At 36.9% G+C, this 15,695-nt stretch carries 25 protein-coding genes and 1 pseudogene; all 26 read left to right on the forward strand.

What is annotated here, in order from left to right; all coding sequences use genetic code 11:
• Positions 1-9: 9 nt before the first annotated feature.
• The 26 genes and pseudogenes from dnaB to QM968_RS07280 all read left to right on the forward strand — a co-directional run bounded on the left by dnaB (position 10) and on the right by QM968_RS07280 (position 15,687).
• Positions 10-1,338, forward strand: coding sequence for a replicative DNA helicase (dnaB, locus tag QM968_RS07155; RefSeq protein ID WP_414383236.1), 1,329 nt, complete (start codon positions 10-12; stop codon positions 1,336-1,338).
• Positions 1,339-2,097 carry a conserved phage C-terminal domain-containing protein gene (locus QM968_RS07160; RefSeq protein ID WP_414383238.1) on the forward strand — a complete coding sequence of 253 codons (759 nt, stop codon included), beginning with the start codon at positions 1,339-1,341 and terminating at the stop codon, positions 2,095-2,097.
• On the forward strand, positions 2,097-2,909 hold the full coding sequence (locus QM968_RS07165) for an ATP-binding protein (RefSeq protein WP_414383240.1): 813 nt from the start codon (positions 2,097-2,099) through the stop codon (positions 2,907-2,909). Before QM968_RS07160 ends, QM968_RS07165 begins: the two co-directional genes overlap by 1 nt.
• Positions 2,909-3,400 carry a MazG-like family protein gene (locus tag QM968_RS07170; protein ID WP_414383242.1) on the forward strand — a complete coding sequence of 164 codons (492 nt, stop codon included), beginning with the start codon at positions 2,909-2,911 and terminating at the stop codon, positions 3,398-3,400. The genes QM968_RS07165 and QM968_RS07170 overlap by 1 nt, the downstream gene beginning before the upstream one ends.
• Positions 3,400-3,633 (forward strand): annotated as a pseudogene (locus QM968_RS07175) (DUF3310 domain-containing protein); the annotation flags it as partial. The gene QM968_RS07170 and the pseudogene QM968_RS07175, both read left to right, overlap by 1 nt.
• 55 nt (positions 3,634-3,688) lie before the next feature.
• A complete protein-coding gene (locus QM968_RS07180) occupies positions 3,689-4,084 on the forward strand; it encodes a helix-turn-helix domain-containing protein (RefSeq protein WP_414383244.1) in 396 nt (131 codons plus the stop codon).
• A gap of 237 nt (positions 4,085-4,321) precedes the next feature.
• The gene (locus QM968_RS07185) at positions 4,322-4,588 is read left to right on the forward strand and encodes a hypothetical protein (protein ID WP_414383246.1); all 267 of its coding nucleotides are present in this window, start codon (positions 4,322-4,324) and stop codon (positions 4,586-4,588) included.
• Entirely contained in the window at positions 4,585-4,920 is a 336-nt protein-coding gene (locus tag QM968_RS07190; RefSeq protein ID WP_414383248.1) for a hypothetical protein, read from the forward strand. Before QM968_RS07185 ends, QM968_RS07190 begins: the two co-directional genes overlap by 4 nt.
• 303 nt (positions 4,921-5,223) lie before the next feature.
• Positions 5,224-5,418: a hypothetical protein gene (locus QM968_RS07195; RefSeq protein WP_061455145.1), complete on the forward strand. Its 195-nt coding sequence runs from the start codon at positions 5,224-5,226 to the stop codon at positions 5,416-5,418.
• Positions 5,390-5,671 (forward strand): hypothetical protein, encoded by a 282-nt coding sequence (locus tag QM968_RS07200; RefSeq protein ID WP_061455146.1) that lies wholly within the window; start codon positions 5,390-5,392, stop codon positions 5,669-5,671. Before QM968_RS07195 ends, QM968_RS07200 begins: the two co-directional genes overlap by 29 nt.
• A 5-nt stretch (positions 5,672-5,676) precedes the next feature.
• Positions 5,677-6,090, forward strand: a complete 414-nt coding sequence (ssb, locus tag QM968_RS07205; protein WP_414383250.1) for a single-stranded DNA-binding protein — start codon at positions 5,677-5,679, stop codon at positions 6,088-6,090.
• A 9-nt stretch (positions 6,091-6,099) separates the two neighbouring features.
• A complete protein-coding gene (locus tag QM968_RS07210) occupies positions 6,100-6,294 on the forward strand; it encodes a hypothetical protein (protein WP_414383252.1) in 195 nt (64 codons plus the stop codon).
• A gap of 38 nt (positions 6,295-6,332) precedes the next feature.
• Positions 6,333-6,770, forward strand: coding sequence for an ArpU family phage packaging/lysis transcriptional regulator (locus QM968_RS07215; RefSeq protein WP_414383254.1), 438 nt, complete (start codon positions 6,333-6,335; stop codon positions 6,768-6,770).
• 213 nt (positions 6,771-6,983) lie between these two features.
• Complete coding sequence (locus QM968_RS07220; protein ID WP_061455149.1) at positions 6,984-7,550, forward strand: site-specific integrase; 567 nt, start codon at positions 6,984-6,986, stop codon at positions 7,548-7,550.
• A gap of 331 nt (positions 7,551-7,881) precedes the next feature.
• Positions 7,882-8,220: an HNH endonuclease gene (locus QM968_RS07225; protein ID WP_061455150.1), complete on the forward strand. Its 339-nt coding sequence runs from the start codon at positions 7,882-7,884 to the stop codon at positions 8,218-8,220.
• A 100-nt stretch (positions 8,221-8,320) separates the two neighbouring features.
• Entirely contained in the window at positions 8,321-9,589 is a 1,269-nt protein-coding gene (locus QM968_RS07230) for a phage portal protein (RefSeq protein ID WP_201037563.1), read from the forward strand.
• Positions 9,579-10,970 carry a hypothetical protein gene (locus QM968_RS07235; RefSeq protein WP_414383257.1) on the forward strand — a complete coding sequence of 464 codons (1,392 nt, stop codon included), beginning with the start codon at positions 9,579-9,581 and terminating at the stop codon, positions 10,968-10,970. The genes QM968_RS07230 and QM968_RS07235 overlap by 11 nt, the downstream gene beginning before the upstream one ends.
• Entirely contained in the window at positions 10,960-11,199 is a 240-nt protein-coding gene (locus tag QM968_RS07240) for a hypothetical protein (protein WP_414383259.1), read from the forward strand. Before QM968_RS07235 ends, QM968_RS07240 begins: the two co-directional genes overlap by 11 nt.
• A gap of 109 nt (positions 11,200-11,308) precedes the next feature.
• Positions 11,309-12,721 carry a terminase gene (locus QM968_RS07245; protein ID WP_343085765.1) on the forward strand — a complete coding sequence of 471 codons (1,413 nt, stop codon included), beginning with the start codon at positions 11,309-11,311 and terminating at the stop codon, positions 12,719-12,721.
• 80 nt (positions 12,722-12,801) lie between these two features.
• The gene (locus QM968_RS07250) at positions 12,802-13,266 is read left to right on the forward strand and encodes a DUF4355 domain-containing protein (protein WP_414383261.1); all 465 of its coding nucleotides are present in this window, start codon (positions 12,802-12,804) and stop codon (positions 13,264-13,266) included.
• 6 nt (positions 13,267-13,272) lie between these two features.
• Positions 13,273-14,169: a phage major capsid protein gene (locus QM968_RS07255; RefSeq protein ID WP_414383263.1), complete on the forward strand. Its 897-nt coding sequence runs from the start codon at positions 13,273-13,275 to the stop codon at positions 14,167-14,169.
• An 11-nt stretch (positions 14,170-14,180) separates the two neighbouring features.
• On the forward strand, positions 14,181-14,396 hold the full coding sequence (locus tag QM968_RS07260) for a HeH/LEM domain-containing protein (RefSeq protein WP_070659711.1): 216 nt from the start codon (positions 14,181-14,183) through the stop codon (positions 14,394-14,396).
• A 5-nt stretch (positions 14,397-14,401) separates the two neighbouring features.
• Positions 14,402-14,797, forward strand: a complete 396-nt coding sequence (locus QM968_RS07265; RefSeq protein WP_070659709.1) for a phage Gp19/Gp15/Gp42 family protein — start codon at positions 14,402-14,404, stop codon at positions 14,795-14,797.
• A complete protein-coding gene (locus QM968_RS07270; RefSeq protein ID WP_414383266.1) occupies positions 14,784-15,122 on the forward strand; it encodes a hypothetical protein in 339 nt (112 codons plus the stop codon). The genes QM968_RS07265 and QM968_RS07270 overlap by 14 nt, the downstream gene beginning before the upstream one ends.
• Complete coding sequence (locus QM968_RS07275; RefSeq protein WP_070659706.1) at positions 15,115-15,351, forward strand: hypothetical protein; 237 nt, start codon at positions 15,115-15,117, stop codon at positions 15,349-15,351. The genes QM968_RS07270 and QM968_RS07275 overlap by 8 nt, the downstream gene beginning before the upstream one ends.
• On the forward strand, positions 15,352-15,687 hold the full coding sequence (locus tag QM968_RS07280) for a hypothetical protein (RefSeq protein ID WP_070659703.1): 336 nt from the start codon (positions 15,352-15,354) through the stop codon (positions 15,685-15,687).
• Positions 15,688-15,695 lie beyond the last annotated feature (8 nt).

Below are 15,695 nucleotides of genomic sequence, written 5' to 3' on the forward strand. Positions count from 1 at the left end.
AGCGATAAAATGGCAGAAAAAACAAATATCCTGCCTCACGACTTACTAGCTGAACAGGCGGTACTTGGATCAATTTTCGTTGATCCAGAAAAAATATTTATCGCATCCGAATTTCTCACACAAGAAAGTTTTTATAAATTATCTCACGGTATTATCTTCAACATTATGGAAGAATTGGCAGACAAGGGAGAGCCAATTGACCCTGTATCTGTAAAATCAGCACTTGACTCTATTGGAGAGTTTGAGCGTATTGGTGGAATGGCTTTTCTTGCTAGTTTGATCAATTCAGTTCCTACTAGTGCTCACATTGAACATTATGCAAAGATTGTGGCCGAAAAAGCTAAAGCAAGAGAGGTCATCAATGATCTAGGTAAAGCTATTGAAACAGTATATGAGGATCACCAAGATCTAGATGATGTCATAGTAAGACTTGAAAATACACTGACATCGGTAAGTGCTAATCAAAACTCAGGTTTTAGAAACATCATGGACGTATTGGATTCCACTAATATCAGAATTGATGAACGATCTAAGCACATTGGGGATGTTACTGGCCTTGCTACAGGTTTTACCGATTTTGACAAAATAACAACAGGACTACACGAAGACAACTTAATTATTTTGGCTGCCAGACCTGCCATGGGGAAAACAGCATTTGCTCTAAATATTGCACAGAATGTCGCAATACGAGCAGGTAAACCAGTAGCTATCTTCTCACTTGAAATGGGGGCTGATAGTCTAGTAGAACGCATGCTATCCGCTGAAGGAGTGATTCCAGCCTATCACATTCGGACAGGAAAGTTATCTGACAGTGAGTGGAGGCGAATGCTCTTAGCACAGGAACAGTTATCAAAGGCTCAACTCTATATTGATGATACCGCTGGCATCAGAATTTCTGACATCCGAGCACGATCAAAGAAATTAGCTCAAACAACAGGAGAGTTAGGTTTGATTGTTATTGATTATTTACAGTTGATTACTGGCAGAGGTAAAGAAAATAGACAGCAAGAAGTATCTGAGATCTCAAGACAATTAAAGATTTTAGCAAAGGAATTAAAAGTGCCAGTGATTGCGCTTAGTCAGCTTTCTCGTGGAGTAGAACAACGGAATGACAAACGGCCTGTTCTATCAGATCTTCGTGAATCAGGATCAATTGAACAAGATGCTGACATTGTAGCATTTCTTTACCGAGATTCTTACTACCGTCGTGAGGGGCAAGAGGAAGATGATAATGTGACAGAAGTAATCTTTGAAAAGAACCGTCATGGAGGGTTGGGTACTGTCAAATTATTCTTCCACAAAGAATTTACAAAATTTACAAATATGGAGGTAAACTAAATGATTAAAAAATCTGAAGTAGCAGGCTTTCTAGCTTTCTTTAAATTTCCTAAACCATTTATCTATGACGAAAAATATAAAAAACTTAGCAACAATGCAAAATTAATGTATATGTTACTGTTTGGTAGGCTTGAACTATCGGTAAAAAATGGCTGGCATGACAGAAAGGGAAATGTTTTTCAATATTATACAAATGAGCAATTAATGATTGATTTAAATAGCAGTGAAAAAACAATCATTAAAGTGAAGAAAGAATTAAGAGAGGTGGGTTTACTGGAAGAAATTCGACAAGGAAATAATCTACCAAATAGAATTTATATCAGTCAAGTTGATGGAGCTGTAGAAAATACAGTTCTTGAACTGGAAAAAGTACAGCATGGAGCTGTAGAAAATACAGTTCTTGAACTGGAAAAAGTACAGACAAACAAGATAGATATTAACGATACTGATAATAACAATATTAAGTCGTTTTGTCAGGAAGTTATTACTTATCTCAATCAGGTTACAAAGAAGAATTTCAACAAAAATACAGCTAGCCATCATAAATACATTAAGGCACGCTTGAAGGAAGGTTATGAACTAAAAGACTTTAAACATGTGGTTAATGTTATGGCAGCTACATGGATGGGAACAGATTATGAACGATATCTACAACCTCAAACGCTTTTTGGGAATAAGTTTGATAGTTATCTTAATCGTAGCATACCAAAAAATATCCGCTCATTTGCTTCAGCAGTTGATGAAAGGCTAGGATTCTAATGGAAGTTCTAAAAGATATTGAAAGAAAAAAGCTACTAGATAAAATCTGTGAAGTGCACTCTTGCCAATTATGGGAGAGTCCAGTAGTTATTGCTGGAAAATTGAAATATTTGCAGGTTTGTCCAGAGTGTGAGAAGGAAGAAATTAAACGAATAGAGAAAAAGTTAAATAATGAGTCAGCAATTAATTCAAAATTAGCCCAAACATTTGAAGTATTCAGTCGTTTTAGTTTATTTCCTGATGAATTGATCGGAAAAAATTTAGAGAACTTTAGCACTGATAATCAGAGTGCAGAGCAAGGTTTAAATTTTTCAAAAAGGATGCTGAGAGACTATGTGAAGGGAGAAACTGGGAATGTTATTATCACTGGCCCTCCTGGAGTTGGTAAGAGTCATCTATCAATTGCTTTAGCTTCTTCTCTGAATAATAAATTCAAGGACATAGGTACTCCTAAAAGTATTGTTTTTGTATCGGTAACTAGACTATTTACTGAGATAGAAAATAGCTTTGGTGGGAAAGGCGACTTTACAGAAAGTCATGCTGTAGAAATGCTTAGCAATGTAGACTATCTTTTTCTTGATGATCTAGGTAAGGAAAGTAGTATGAGTGATAATCTTAAGCAAGCAAATGAATGGAGACAAAGGGTCCTATTCAAGATTTTGGACAATCGACAGACAACTTTTATCAATACGAACTTATCTAGTAGCGATATCAAAAAAATCTATAATCCAGCACTTGCAGATAGAATTTTTAAGGGTGCAAGTAAACATATTTTTAAATTCCCTGATGGGATGGAAAGCAGAAGGTATTAATGGAAAATAAAAGATTAGTTGAATTAATTAAGAAAACTCAAAAATGGTTTTATGATCGTAATTTACAGACTCAGAATCCTGATAAACAATTTTTAAAATTGTTTGAGGAAATTGGGGAATTAGCTAGTGGGCTAGCAAAAAAACAAGATGACGTTGTAAAAGATAGCATCGGAGACATTGCTGTAGTGTTAATTGGCCTTACTCTACAATTAGGAATTGATACGAAAGAAGTATTTCCAGATACAGAATCAGTTCCTTCTACGAATTCTAACAAGGAAGAAGATCATTTTATTTTATTGCTAGATCAATCAGTTGCTGCTTACTTTAGTCGCCAAAATTATCAATTAAAAAATGTAGCATTTGAATTGATTCGAGTATCTAAGTTTTTGAATATCGATTTCACAGAGTGTTTAGGCTTGGCATACGAAGAGATCAAAGATCGAACAGGGCGCTTAGTTGACGGTGTTTGGGTGAAAGAGGAGGATTTATGATGGGCGAAAACAAAGTGAAACAGTATGATACTATCAACAACCCCAGCCATTATCATGGGAAAAATGGGATGGAGGCAATTGATGTAATAGAAAACTTCATAGGTGATTTAGCAGGAAAGGCAGGTTGGGCCTGGGGAAATTCAATGAAATACCTTTTACGATTCCAAAAGAAGAACGGCATAGAGGATGTAAAAAAAGCCTTCCGCAATTTGGTATGGGTTCTTGAGGAAATCGCAGGTAAAAAAGAATCTTTAGCATTCCTCAGTTCTTTAGTAAAGGAGTTAGAGAATGAGCAAGTACACAAAGAATCAGATTGAACATGCTAAACAACAAGTGCAATTACTCCTAGCAAGTCGAGGTATGACTAGGCATCAATTATCCTTTGAATTAGGATATGGGAGAGATGCAGTTACTTCATGGTTAAATGGTAGAGTGCAGTTAGGAAAGTTTCAAGTTCAATGCCTTTGTGATTATTTTGGTGTGACAGAAAGTTCCATTGTTGGGGATCCAGAAGAGTTAGCAGATTACAAATTATATAAAGATGGCAGATACATCTGTCGAGGGCCACTCAAAGAATTGAGTCGTATTATCGGCAAAGATGCAGGTATGCTTAAGTATTATGCAGAATTGCATGCTCAAGGGAAAAAAACAGGAAATCTAACTGTGGTTAGAAGCGAGGAATGATGAACTTTAGACAAAAAAGAAAACATTATCAATACTCTTTCAGATATTTCATGGCTTGGTTTAATCAACATGACGAAAACTTTTCGTTTTCATGTCCTAAAAAATACAGAAAAACATTAAAACAAAAATTAATGGTTAAAGAAGAGTATGACTACGACAAATGTTGTAGAAAGTATTGGTTTTGCGAAGAATATTGCGGCAATATACCTAAATTTATGAGATAGAGAAGGTGGAAGGATGATTATTAAAAATTATAAATACGAAAATTCGACAGATGGGATTCATTACATAATTGATGTAGATGGTTTCGAATTTGAAATGAATCACACAAGAACAGAGTACGGCAGTGTGCAACATGACGACATAGAATATTTTTTAAATGAAGTCGCTGAATACGATATGCAAGAAGCGGAATTGATTGAAGACTTTGTAAGACTTCAAAGTTACTTGTTGATGTATGGAGTTGGATTTACTTTTAAAAATGCCGAGGAGGTGGAAGAATGAAAGATTTGATGTTTTGGGGGATGTTCTTTGCTTGTTTGCTGATTTCAGCTATGACATTCTACATTATGTATTCTCAAGCGATGGTCAATAGAGATTTAGAAAGAAAATACTATGACTTAAAACAAGAAATTTCAAGAGTTTTTGGTTGGGAAGAATATGACTGGGCAAATAATTTTAGGGATTATGCTCGCAAAGTTGAAGGCCTTATAAAGTTTAAAAAAGAAATTGAACAACTTGAAATTATTAAAAAAGCATTAGAAGTCAAAAGTTTGGAAGAGTTGCAGAAGAAGAAAGAACATATTGAAAATGTAATCAAAACGTTAGAAAAATAAACGAGGAACAAAACAATGAATATTATATTTCATTTAAAAAACGGTAATAAGATTGAGGCAGATGGATGCAGTGAGAAAGATTTAACTAGATTGGTTAGTCAATTCAACAATGGACATTTAATGCGTGTTAAGAATGTATGCATTAACCCAAAAGAGGTAGTTTATTTAGTTGGATACGGAAGCGAGGACAACCAATGACCCTTCAAAACTTTATCTACATACTACTCGCAGCAGTCTGGCTTTCTGGCTTGATTTGGGCCATTTTGGTGGCTGTTTTATCAAATATAGAGGATGATAAAAAAGATGAAATTAGAGACATTAGTTAAAACAAGAAATGCCTATCAAAAAAGACTAGAAGATGAGAAATTGTTCATATCTTTATGTAATCAAATAGGAAAACAAAATGCCACAGCGAACAAAGAGTGGATGAAACGTAAAGTCAGAGATTTAGACAAGGAGATTGAAGAGTATGAACAAAAATCAATTACTGATTGTTAATATTGCAGCTCTATTTTTAATACTCTTTCTATCAAGCATAAATCTAAACACACGAATAAGAAAACTTGAGCAAGAAAATAGGGATTTGCAATGGGAAGTAGAAGAGCACGAATTAAGTATCCAGCGCATGGCTGAAAAAAATACAATGCAGGATACTATTCTAAATAAATTAAATCGTGAATATCAAATGCGTGAGCATGAACGTGCTCAGAAGTTAAAAGAAATTGCCGAACAGAACGGAGTAGGAGGATAAGAATAATGATTAACAATGTAACTTTAATCGGAAGATTGACAAAGGATGTAGAGTTGAAACGCACTCCTTCAGATATTGCTACTGCACAATTTACAATAGCTTGCAACCGGAATTTTAAAAATTCCAATGGAGAATACGATGCAGATTTTGTAAATTGCGTGATGTGGCGTGAACAAGCAGAACGCTTTGCAAGCTGGACCAAGAAAGGGTACCTTGTAGCAATTGTTGGACGTATCCAAACAAGAAACTATGAAGGAACGGATGGTAGACGTATTTATGTCACAGAGGTTGTAGCAGAGAATTTTCAAATTCTAGAAAAACGTGATAATTCCGGCAATCAAAATTCGATGATGGAACAAATGCCACCTTCTTATGCTTCAAATCCAATGGATATCAGCGATAATGATCTTCCATTTTAGGAGGTATATATGATTATATTTGATGATTTCTATCGTGAAGAAGTTCGACGATGCTACAAAGAGATTGAAGCTCTTGAGGTAGAAAATAAAAAACTTAAAGAAAGAATAAGTTACTTCATACATTCTTCATGTGATAGCGAGTGGAAGAAGATCGTTAAAGATTTTAAGATTAAGAAACAAAATCGGAAGTGGAAAGCAAGATAAACTAACAGATATAGCGATTCAGGAAACGGAGGTGAAGAATGCAGCTTTTTGATGATATCGATGAAAAAGAAACAATAAGAAGGTCTAAGAAAAAGCTCTCAGAATATCCACGCTGGAGAGAAATAGCATGTGATGACCCAATTCAAAAAGTAACGCAGGAATTCACATTTCAACCCAGGGGAGGAGCAGGACCTAATAAAGCTGTCGAAAATTTAGCAGTTCGACGTGTGGATGCAATGATGGAGTTAGAAGAAATTGAACAAGCGGTAAGCAGGCTATTCAATCCTACTTATCGATATATACTATTTTCCAAGTTTCTTAAAAATCAAAAAGATCTAAACTACGAAATTTACAACTATCTAGGTATAGAGAGGACTAAATTTCAGGAACTGTACAACAATGCTTTATTAGCGTTTGCAGAGCAGTATCGAGATGCTGAGCTAGTATGTAATAAAAAAACGGTATTTTTGCGGTAAAAATACGGTAAACATAACACAAAATATGACTTAAAATAGTATTATCAGAAAATGAAGGCGGTGGCCTGGTAGTTTTTTGTAGATCTCCTAATAGTATTTTTGGTTAGCTGTTCACCAGAGAGATTCGGGGTGGCATGGGTTCGAATCCCATACAGCTAATATTTTAAGTCAGTTCTAATGGACTGACTATTTTTATTTGAAAGGAGTAGGTAAATGCGTAAAGTAGAACCGATTCGGGATACAGATGATATTGAACGTATGAAGGATTACTTAAAGAGTAAGAATGAACGAGACTATGTAATGATGGTTACAGGGCTGTATTCAGGAATGCGAGTTAGTGATATCCTGCCCTTGAAAGTAAGAAGTGTTAAAGGAACTCACATTGAAGTTACCGAACGCAAGACAGGTAAAACAAAGAGATTCGCTATTAACCCAGCTCTAAGAAAAGCCCTGGATCATTATATAAAAGAAAATGAATTAAAGGATTATGATTACTTGTTCCCTTCGAGAAAGAAGGTGAGCAATGAAGGGCTTAGAATAACACACATTGGTAGAGTGGCAGCATATCAGATCTTGAGGGATGCAGGAGAGCACATTGGTTTAACAAATATCGGAACACATTCCATGAGGAAAACGTTTGGATACCATCACTACAGAAAGAATCAAAATGTTGGAATATTGATGGAGTTATTTAATCATTCTTCACCAGATATCACACTTGGTTATATAGGGTTCAAGCAGGATGAGTTAGATAATAGCATGCTGAATTTTGCTTATTAAGGTCACGTATTTAACAAAATGAAATAAAGTAAATTCATTTATTGATGATGGCTCACTTATCTATGAGAGAGTAAGGTGGAAAGTCTTATGGTTCAAATTAACAGAATATAAGATATGTTAAATTCAAAGACCCTCCCCCTCTAATAAAATAACACCCATCAACTTAAAAATACCAGGCCTAATAATTACACCCTCCCTCATTAATTTACTCCCCCCTATCTAACAAAATAATACCCCCCACTATTCAATACCAGGGTATTGATACCGAATAAGGGAACGAGGGTAAGGTGTGCAGGATGATATAAAACAGAGAAGACAATCGAGGTATACAATGAAAGAACTACGGGCAGACCGTAACGGACCACATCGAGTAGCATTTGAAAAGAATAAGAAGATACTACTCAAGACTCAGAATACCTGTGGGATCTGTGGCCAGCCTGTAGATAAATCCCTCAGGTACCCTCACCCACTATCCCCAGTGATAGACCACATCATTCCAGTGAATAGGAATGGACATCCATCAGACATCAAGAACTTACAGCTTGCGCATTGGCAATGCAATAGACAAAAGTCTGATAAGTTATATGCTGAACAAAATTTTGAAAAAAATGCAATTGTTGGAAATCGCAATTTGCCACAATCAACCAATTGGCTGAAATACCACAGTTGACCCAGAACTGATAGGGGGGTTACCCCCTCCCCTCGGTTCTGGCCGAGCTTCACGCCGTCACTGTACATATTTTCTCGTGCCAAAACGAAAGGATAAGAAATTGGAACTAAGAGGAATTGAATATCTCAGAAGAAAATTAGAATTTTGCAGGCCTAGAGTTAATTTGCGGTATAAGCATTATGCTATGAAAAATAATGACAACCCCATAGGGATTACTATCCCTATAAATGTCCGTGCTCAATACAAATCAACGTTGGGGTGGACTGCTAAGGGGGTTGATAGCCTTGCAGATCGTCTAGTGTTTAGAAAGTTCGAAAATGATGATTTTGAAGTTACTGAGATTTTTGAACAAAATAACCCGGATATCTTTTTTGATAGTGCAATCTTATCCGCTTTGATTGGATCGTGTAGTTTTATCTACCTTTCGAAAGGGGATAATGAAGAAGTGCGATTGCAGGTGATTGAATCAAGCAATGCAACAGGAATTATTGATCCGATCACTGGACTGTTAAATGAAGGGTATGCAGTATTAGCTCGTGATGATTACGGACAACCAACTTTGGAAGCATATTTTGAGTCGAATGCCACTCACTTCATTCCAAAAGATGAAGAGCCTTATTCAGTCAAGAACCCTGCTAATATTCCTTTATTGGTCCCTGTTATTCACAGGCCAGATGCAGTTCGTCCTTTTGGTCGTTCACGGATTACTAGGGCAGGGATGTATTATCAAAAATACGCTAAACGGACTCTAGAACGTGCTGATATTACTGCTGAATTTTACTCATGGCCACAAAAATATATCATTGGCCTGGATCCTGATGCAGAACCATTAGAAAAGTGGAAAGCAACAGTTTCTAGCCTACTAACTATCTCAGCAAGTGATACTGGAGAAAAACCAAGTATCGGACAGTTTACGACTGCTAGCATGACACCATTCACAGAGCAATTGAGGACAGCAGCAGCTGGATTTGCTGGAGAAATGGGTTTGACCTTGGATGATTTGGGATTCGTTTCAGATAACCCATCATCTGTAGAAGCGATTAAAGCTAGTCATGAGAACTTGCGTTTAGCAGGTCGAAAGGCTCAGCGATCATTAGGTGCTGGTTTCCTAAATGTAGCTTATGTAGCTGCTTGTTTGCGTGATGAATTTCATTACGAAAGAAGCCAATTCGTGAAAACAACCGTGAAATGGGAACCATTATTTGAAGCGGATGCTAATATGATGACCATGATTGGTGATGGTGCTCTTAAATTGAATCAAGCCTTGCCTGGCTATATCAATGCTGAAACGGTTCGAGATCTTACAGGTATTGCTGGTGATATGTCTGCTGTTCCTGTGACAAATGAAGGAGAACCAGATGGAACATGATGTATTACCTGGTATTCTAAAGGAAGTACAGCATCGTTTTGAAAGTGAATATGGGAAGAGCGAAGTTGTCAGTCGAGCTTTTGCAGAACTACAGGCCAAAAAAGCAACTTATAAGACAGCGAATGAGTTCGCTATCGAAGTTGGAGAAATTCTCTCTAAGGCTCTGGAAGCTTCTCTAAGCGCCGATAAATTACCAGATGGTAAAATGTATTACAATATTGCTCAACGTTTGTTGATGGACGTGCTGGGTCGTAATTATGAGATAATAAGCGCTTATACTAGAGATGTTCAGGAAAATTTGAACAGAGAGGCAAAAATAGGGCTTAAAGTTCAAATTCCTTTACTAAATCAAGATCGAATAGATGGTATCGTAAATCGCTTTTCGTCTGAAGATAATTTTGAAGATGTAAGGTGGCTGCTCGGTGAGCCTATTGTCAATTTCACGCAATCAATTATTGATGATAGTATTCAAAAAAATGCTGAGTTTCATCATAAATCTGGATTACAACCCGAAATTATTAGAAAATCTTATCTCCATTGCTGTGATTGGTGTCAAGAGGTTCAAGGTAGCTATAAATATCCAAAAGTTCCAAAGAATGTTTATAGAAGACATCAACATTGTCGTTGTACTGTTGACTATGATCCAAAAAGCGGGAAAGTTAAAGACATTTGGAGTAAAATTTGGAGAAAAACAGATGAAAGTGATAAGATAGAAGCAAGGAAAGATATCAATGGGAAATCTCAAATGAGCGAAGTGAGAAAACTTGCGCTTCAAGAAGGAATTACCTCGAATCCTATCAAAAAAAGTCCTAAAAAACTAACTGAGGAGCAAATCATTGCTGCTGTTGGTGGTGGAGATAAAACAAAAGGATCATGTTCATCCGCAGCTTTTGCTTACATAGGTAATAAAGGTGGTTATACCGTTTTAGATTTTCGAGGAGGGGAAAGCTGTGACTTTTTTGCTAGAAACAGTAGAATCCAAATGATAGGAAATCTTCCTGGTGTTAAAATGCATGTTGTTAAACATACAAATGACTTTACTGCTGTCAGAGAATTGTTGGAAAAGGTAGAATCTGGGAATGAATATTATTTAGCGGCAGGTAGACATGCGGCTATCATAAGAAAAAATGAAGGCCGTTTCGAATATTTGGAATTACAATCCAGAATATCAAACGGGTTTAAACCAATAGATAACATTGTTTTGAAAGAAAGATTCAAGTGTAAAAAAACGCATAGTACCAGACACGGTAAATATGAGGTGGATAGTTGTATTATTGATTCGGATTCATTGAAAGATAATCCTGAGTTCCATAATATATTGAGTTTCATTAACACAGCCGGTTCTAAACAAATGAAAGGAATTGAAGGCCATGAAAGATGATCATGAAGAAATAAACTGGTCTGAATATTGCTATAAAGAAAATCATGATGACAAAATTTGGTGGGTTGATACGTCATGGTTTGCTAGAGGGTTGATGTTATTTACGTTTGATAAGGAAAAGTTCTATAACCTTTTTGAAGATTACCCTCAAAACATGACTTCAGAAGAGGTTGAAATCTTTGGTAAAGAAAATCCATATTGGGCTGAATTCTTTTCAGACCGAAAATAAGAATACTGAAGCACTCGAAAGGGTGCTTTTATTGTGGTTTTAATTAGGAGGTGATCTGATATCTCCCAGCGATAGGGTTATCATGCGATTACGATTGAAAGGTTATAGTATGGCTAGGAAGAAACTTGGCAATCAGAATCCTACTCAATCGGTGATTTTAAAATACGTCAAGAAAAATTCATTAGCAAATGAAGCGATTGATCTTTACGAAAAAACTGGTCTTTCTTGCTATTCTTGGCAAAAAAACCTTCTACTACCTATGATGGCTGTTGATAAAAATGGCTTATGGGTGCATCAGAAATTTGGATACTCTATTCCTCGACGGAACGGGAAGTCAGAGCTTCTTTACATTTTGGAGATTTGGGGGCTGCATAAAGGACTAAACATCCTTCACACAGCTCATCGTATTTCCACTTCTCACGCCTCATTTGAAAAGGTTAAACGTTACCTAGAGAAAATGGGATATGTGGATGGTGAAGATTTCAACTCTATCCGTGCCAAAGGACAGGAACGGATTGAATTATATAAAACTGGTGGTGTGGTCCAATTCCGTACCAGGACATCAAATGGGGGTCTTGGTGAAGGATTCGATATGCTGATCATTGATGAGGCACAGGAATACACAACAGAGCAGGAATCTGCTTTGAAATATACTGTAACCGATAGTGCTAATCCAATGACTATAATGTGTGGGACTCCTCCTACACCAGTTTCCAGTGGTACAGTCTTTACTAAGTATCGAGAAACGTGCTTATTCGGTAAAGGGAAATACTCTGGTTGGGCTGAATGGTCTGTGTCTGAAGAAAAAGAGATTGACGATGTGGATGCCTGGTATCATTCAAATCCATCAATGGGTTATCACTTGAATGAACGAAAAGTAGAAGCTGAGTTAGGTGAAGATAAACTAGATCATAATGTTCAACGTCTAGGTTTCTGGCCTACTTACAATCAGAAGTCTGCTATATCTGAAACAGAATGGAACGAATTAAAAGTATCTGATATTCCTGATCTTGTCGGACAATTATTTGTTGGGATTAAGTATGGACAAGATGGTACAAACGTTGCCATGAGCGTTGCAGTTCGGACGAAAGATGGACGTTTTTTTGTCGAAGTTATAGATTGTCAATCGGTGCGCAATGGGAATGACTGGCTAGTGGCTTTTCTGCGTAGTGCAGATGTGGCCCAAATCGTTATTGACGGTGCAAGTGGTCAAAAGATTCTAGATGAAGAATTGAAGGACTACAAAATTAAGAATGTCATCTTACCAACTGTTAAAGAGATCATAGTGGCAAATGCTCTTTGGGAGCAGGGTATTTATCAAAAAAATATCTGCCATGCTGGACAACCATCTCTATCAAAAGTGGCTACTAACTGCGATAAGCGTAATATTGGTTCAAATGGTGGTTTTGGTTATCGCTCTCATTTTGACGATATGGATATTTCTTTGATGGACAGCGCTTTGCTTGCGCATTGGGCTTGTGTAACCACTAAGCCTAAGAAAAAGCAAAAAATCAGTTATTAAAAAGTAGCAGTCCCAGAACTGCTTTTTTTGATGATAAAATTACCGAACTGCCGGGAAAGCAGGAGAAAGGAGACATGAGAATGTCAGAATTTAAGGTTATTGAAACGCAAGAGGAACTTGATGCAATCATCAAGAATCGTTTAGAACGAGTTAAAGAAAAATACTCGGATTACGATGATATAAAAGCTCTTGTTGTTCAAGTACAGGATGAAAATAGCAGTCTAAAATCTGCATTAGAAACTTCTAAGCAAGAGACAGAAAGTTCTAACAAGCAAATTGCCGATCTTGAGGCTAAAATTTCCGGTTATGAAACGGAAAACTTACGTACTCGAATTGCATTACAGAATGGTTTGCCATTCGACTTAGCTGATCGCTTGCAAGGTACCGATGAAGAAAGTCTAAAAGCAGATGCAGAACGCTTAGCATCTTTTATCAAACCTGTCGAACCTGTTGCACCAATGCGTGTTGTAGAACCACAAATTGGAGACAATAAAACATCGCAAATGAAGTCAATGCTTCGAGAATTAAATAATACAGGAGAATAATGTAATATGACAGACAATTCATTAAAACAAGGAACGCTTTTTAAACCAGAATTGGTTAAAGAACTCATTTCAAAAGTGCAAGGACGTTCTGTTCTTGCTAAGCTCTCATCTCAAACACCAATTCCATTTAATGGAGTTGAGCAATTTATCTTTAATCTTGAAGGGAATGCTCAAATTGTTGGTGAAGGACAACAAAAAGGTGCTGGTAAAGCAATCATTGAACCAAAGGTAATTAAACCGCTTAAATTTGTATACCAAGCACGTATCACAGATGAATTTAAGTATGCTTCTGAAGAAAAACAACTTGAATACCTTTCACAATTTGCTGATGGATTCGCTAAGAAAATCGCAGATGCTTTTGATATCGCTGCTATCCACGGTCTGGAGCCAAAAGGGCTTACAGATGCAACCTTCCGTGACACTAACTCATTTGATGGTTTGATCTCTGGGAATATCGTAACTTATGCAGAAGATAAATTTGACGATAACATTGATGCTGCTGTCCAACAAATCGTAGCTAAGGGTGGAGAAGTTACTGGTGTGGCTATCTCTCCAGTAGGTGGTCAATCACTTGCTAAGTTGAAAGTAAATGGTGTGGCTCAATATCCAGAATTCCGCTTTGGTCAAAATCCTGACTCGTTCTACGGAATGAAATCAGACGTAAACAAAAACTTGACTGTTACAGGTGGAACTGCTCAAACAGACCATGCAATCGTTGGTGACTTTGAGAACCGTTTCAAATGGGGTTATGCTGAAAATATCCCAATGGAAATCATTGAATATGGTGATCCAGATGGAGCTGGTCGTGACTTGAAAGCCTACAATGAAATCTTGCTGCGTGCTGAAGCGTTTATCGGATGGGGTATTCTTGATGCTGATGCATTTGCTCGTGTTAAAGCGTAAGGTGATTTGAAATGATTTACGTTAATAAAGTATCAGGAGAAATAATCACCACTGATTCAGTGCTGGGAGGCGATTGGATCGCTGGTAGTGAATATAAAAACGGGACAGAAGTTTCAGAAATGAAAGTGGCAGATATTCGCTCTAAACTAGACAGTTTAGGAATCGAATACGACAAAGGAGCTAAGAAGGCTGACTTACTTGCTCTTTTAGAACAGCATGAAGGATAGTTAAAATGACAACATTTGCAACAGTAGAAGACCTTGAAACTTTGTGGCGTTCTTTAAAATTCGATGAACGGAAGAGAGCAGAGGCGCTGTTGAAAATAGTGTCAGATTCTCTTCGTGAAGAAGCTAAGAAAGTCAGCAAAGATTTAGATAAGATGGTGCTTGACAGCCCATCTTATCAAAGTGTTGTGAAATCTGTTACTGTGGATGTGGTTGCTCGTACATTAATGACATCAACTGATCAGGAGCCAATGACACAAATGGCTGAGTCTGCTATGGGATATTCTTTTAGTGGCTCTTATTTGGTGCCTGGTGGTGGCTTGTTTATCAAGGAGTCTGAACTAAAGAGGTTAGGCTTCAAAAAGCAAAGATATGGGGTGATTGATCTTTATGGGACGAATTAAAGGTATTACGATCACTCTTATAGAAACCATTGAGAAGGGAAGGGATGACTTTGGTCATCCCATTTTTGAGGAAGTTGAAACTTTGGTGGATAATGTCCTTATATCTCCATCTTCAACGGAAGATATCACAAGCCAGATGAATCTAACTGGACGGAAAGCAGAGTATACTCTAGCAATACCAAAAGGTGATCTTCATGATTGGGAAGATAAAGAAGTTTTATTTTTCGGTAAGAAATGGAAAACTTTTGGAATTCCTCTTGAAGGGATTGAGGAGATGCTTCCTTTAACTTGGAACAAGAAGGTGATGGTAGAACGCTATGAGTGATATTAAGTTTAAACTCAATCGTGCAGGAGTGGCTGAATTAATGAAATCTGCCCCTATGCAGAGTATCCTTTCTCAATATGCATCTGACATTCAAGCTAGATGCGGTGATGGATATGTAAAAGATATTCATGTAGGTAAAAATCGTGCTAATGCAATGGTTAGTGCAAAGACCTATAAAGCTAAGAAGGACAATATGAAAAACAATACTCTTTTGAAGGCGGTGAATTAAATGATTGAAATTGTTATCAAGAAATATCTTGACGGTCATTTATCAGTACCGTCTTTTTTTGAGCATGAAATTAACATGCCAAAAGAGTTTGTAATCCTTGAAAAGACTAGGGGAGCAAAGAAGAACCACGCTAAGACTGCAACTTTTGCTTTTCAGAGTTATTCAACAAGCATGCAGAAAGCTGCTGAATTGAATGAGAAACTAAAACAAGTTATCGAAAACATGGTTGAACTGAATGAGATCAGTGGAATCCATCTAAACAGTGATTACAATTTCACAGACACAGAAACTAAAAAATATCGTTATCAAGCGGTATTTGATATAAATTATTTTTAAGAAATGGA

This window comes from Streptococcus sp. OMI870 (assembly GCF_047460295.1).
Taxonomy (GTDB): domain Bacteria; phylum Bacillota; class Bacilli; order Lactobacillales; family Streptococcaceae; genus Streptococcus.

Coding starts and splice junctions, on each gene's coding strand:
- QM968_RS07265 (WP_070659709.1), top strand. CDS start 14,402: ATGACAACATTTGCAACAGTAGAAGACCTTGAAACTTTGTGGCGTTCT.
- QM968_RS07275 (WP_070659706.1), top strand. CDS start 15,115: ATGAGTGATATTAAGTTTAAACTCAATCGTGCAGGAGTGGCTGAATTA.
- QM968_RS07245 (WP_343085765.1), top strand. CDS start 11,309: ATGGCTAGGAAGAAACTTGGCAATCAGAATCCTACTCAATCGGTGATT.
- QM968_RS07165 (WP_414383240.1), top strand. CDS start 2,097: ATGGAAGTTCTAAAAGATATTGAAAGAAAAAAGCTACTAGATAAAATC.
- QM968_RS07170 (WP_414383242.1), top strand. CDS start 2,909: ATGGAAAATAAAAGATTAGTTGAATTAATTAAGAAAACTCAAAAATGG.
- QM968_RS07195 (WP_061455145.1), top strand. CDS start 5,224: ATGAAATTAGAGACATTAGTTAAAACAAGAAATGCCTATCAAAAAAGA.
- QM968_RS07225 (WP_061455150.1), top strand. CDS start 7,882: ATGAAAGAACTACGGGCAGACCGTAACGGACCACATCGAGTAGCATTT.
- QM968_RS07260 (WP_070659711.1), top strand. CDS start 14,181: ATGATTTACGTTAATAAAGTATCAGGAGAAATAATCACCACTGATTCA.
- QM968_RS07240 (WP_414383259.1), top strand. CDS start 10,960: ATGAAAGATGATCATGAAGAAATAAACTGGTCTGAATATTGCTATAAA.
- QM968_RS07180 (WP_414383244.1), top strand. CDS start 3,689: ATGAGCAAGTACACAAAGAATCAGATTGAACATGCTAAACAACAAGTG.
- QM968_RS07160 (WP_414383238.1), top strand. CDS start 1,339: ATGATTAAAAAATCTGAAGTAGCAGGCTTTCTAGCTTTCTTTAAATTT.
- QM968_RS07190 (WP_414383248.1), top strand. CDS start 4,585: ATGAAAGATTTGATGTTTTGGGGGATGTTCTTTGCTTGTTTGCTGATT.
- ssb (WP_414383250.1), top strand. CDS start 5,677: ATGATTAACAATGTAACTTTAATCGGAAGATTGACAAAGGATGTAGAG.
- QM968_RS07185 (WP_414383246.1), top strand. CDS start 4,322: ATGATTATTAAAAATTATAAATACGAAAATTCGACAGATGGGATTCAT.
- QM968_RS07200 (WP_061455146.1), top strand. CDS start 5,390: ATGAACAAAAATCAATTACTGATTGTTAATATTGCAGCTCTATTTTTA.
- QM968_RS07270 (WP_414383266.1), top strand. CDS start 14,784: ATGGGACGAATTAAAGGTATTACGATCACTCTTATAGAAACCATTGAG.
- QM968_RS07235 (WP_414383257.1), top strand. CDS start 9,579: ATGGAACATGATGTATTACCTGGTATTCTAAAGGAAGTACAGCATCGT.
- QM968_RS07215 (WP_414383254.1), top strand. CDS start 6,333: ATGCAGCTTTTTGATGATATCGATGAAAAAGAAACAATAAGAAGGTCT.
- QM968_RS07250 (WP_414383261.1), top strand. CDS start 12,802: ATGTCAGAATTTAAGGTTATTGAAACGCAAGAGGAACTTGATGCAATC.
- QM968_RS07210 (WP_414383252.1), top strand. CDS start 6,100: ATGATTATATTTGATGATTTCTATCGTGAAGAAGTTCGACGATGCTAC.
- dnaB (WP_414383236.1), top strand. CDS start 10: ATGGCAGAAAAAACAAATATCCTGCCTCACGACTTACTAGCTGAACAG.
- QM968_RS07220 (WP_061455149.1), top strand. CDS start 6,984: ATGCGTAAAGTAGAACCGATTCGGGATACAGATGATATTGAACGTATG.
- QM968_RS07280 (WP_070659703.1), top strand. CDS start 15,352: ATGATTGAAATTGTTATCAAGAAATATCTTGACGGTCATTTATCAGTA.
- QM968_RS07255 (WP_414383263.1), top strand. CDS start 13,273: ATGACAGACAATTCATTAAAACAAGGAACGCTTTTTAAACCAGAATTG.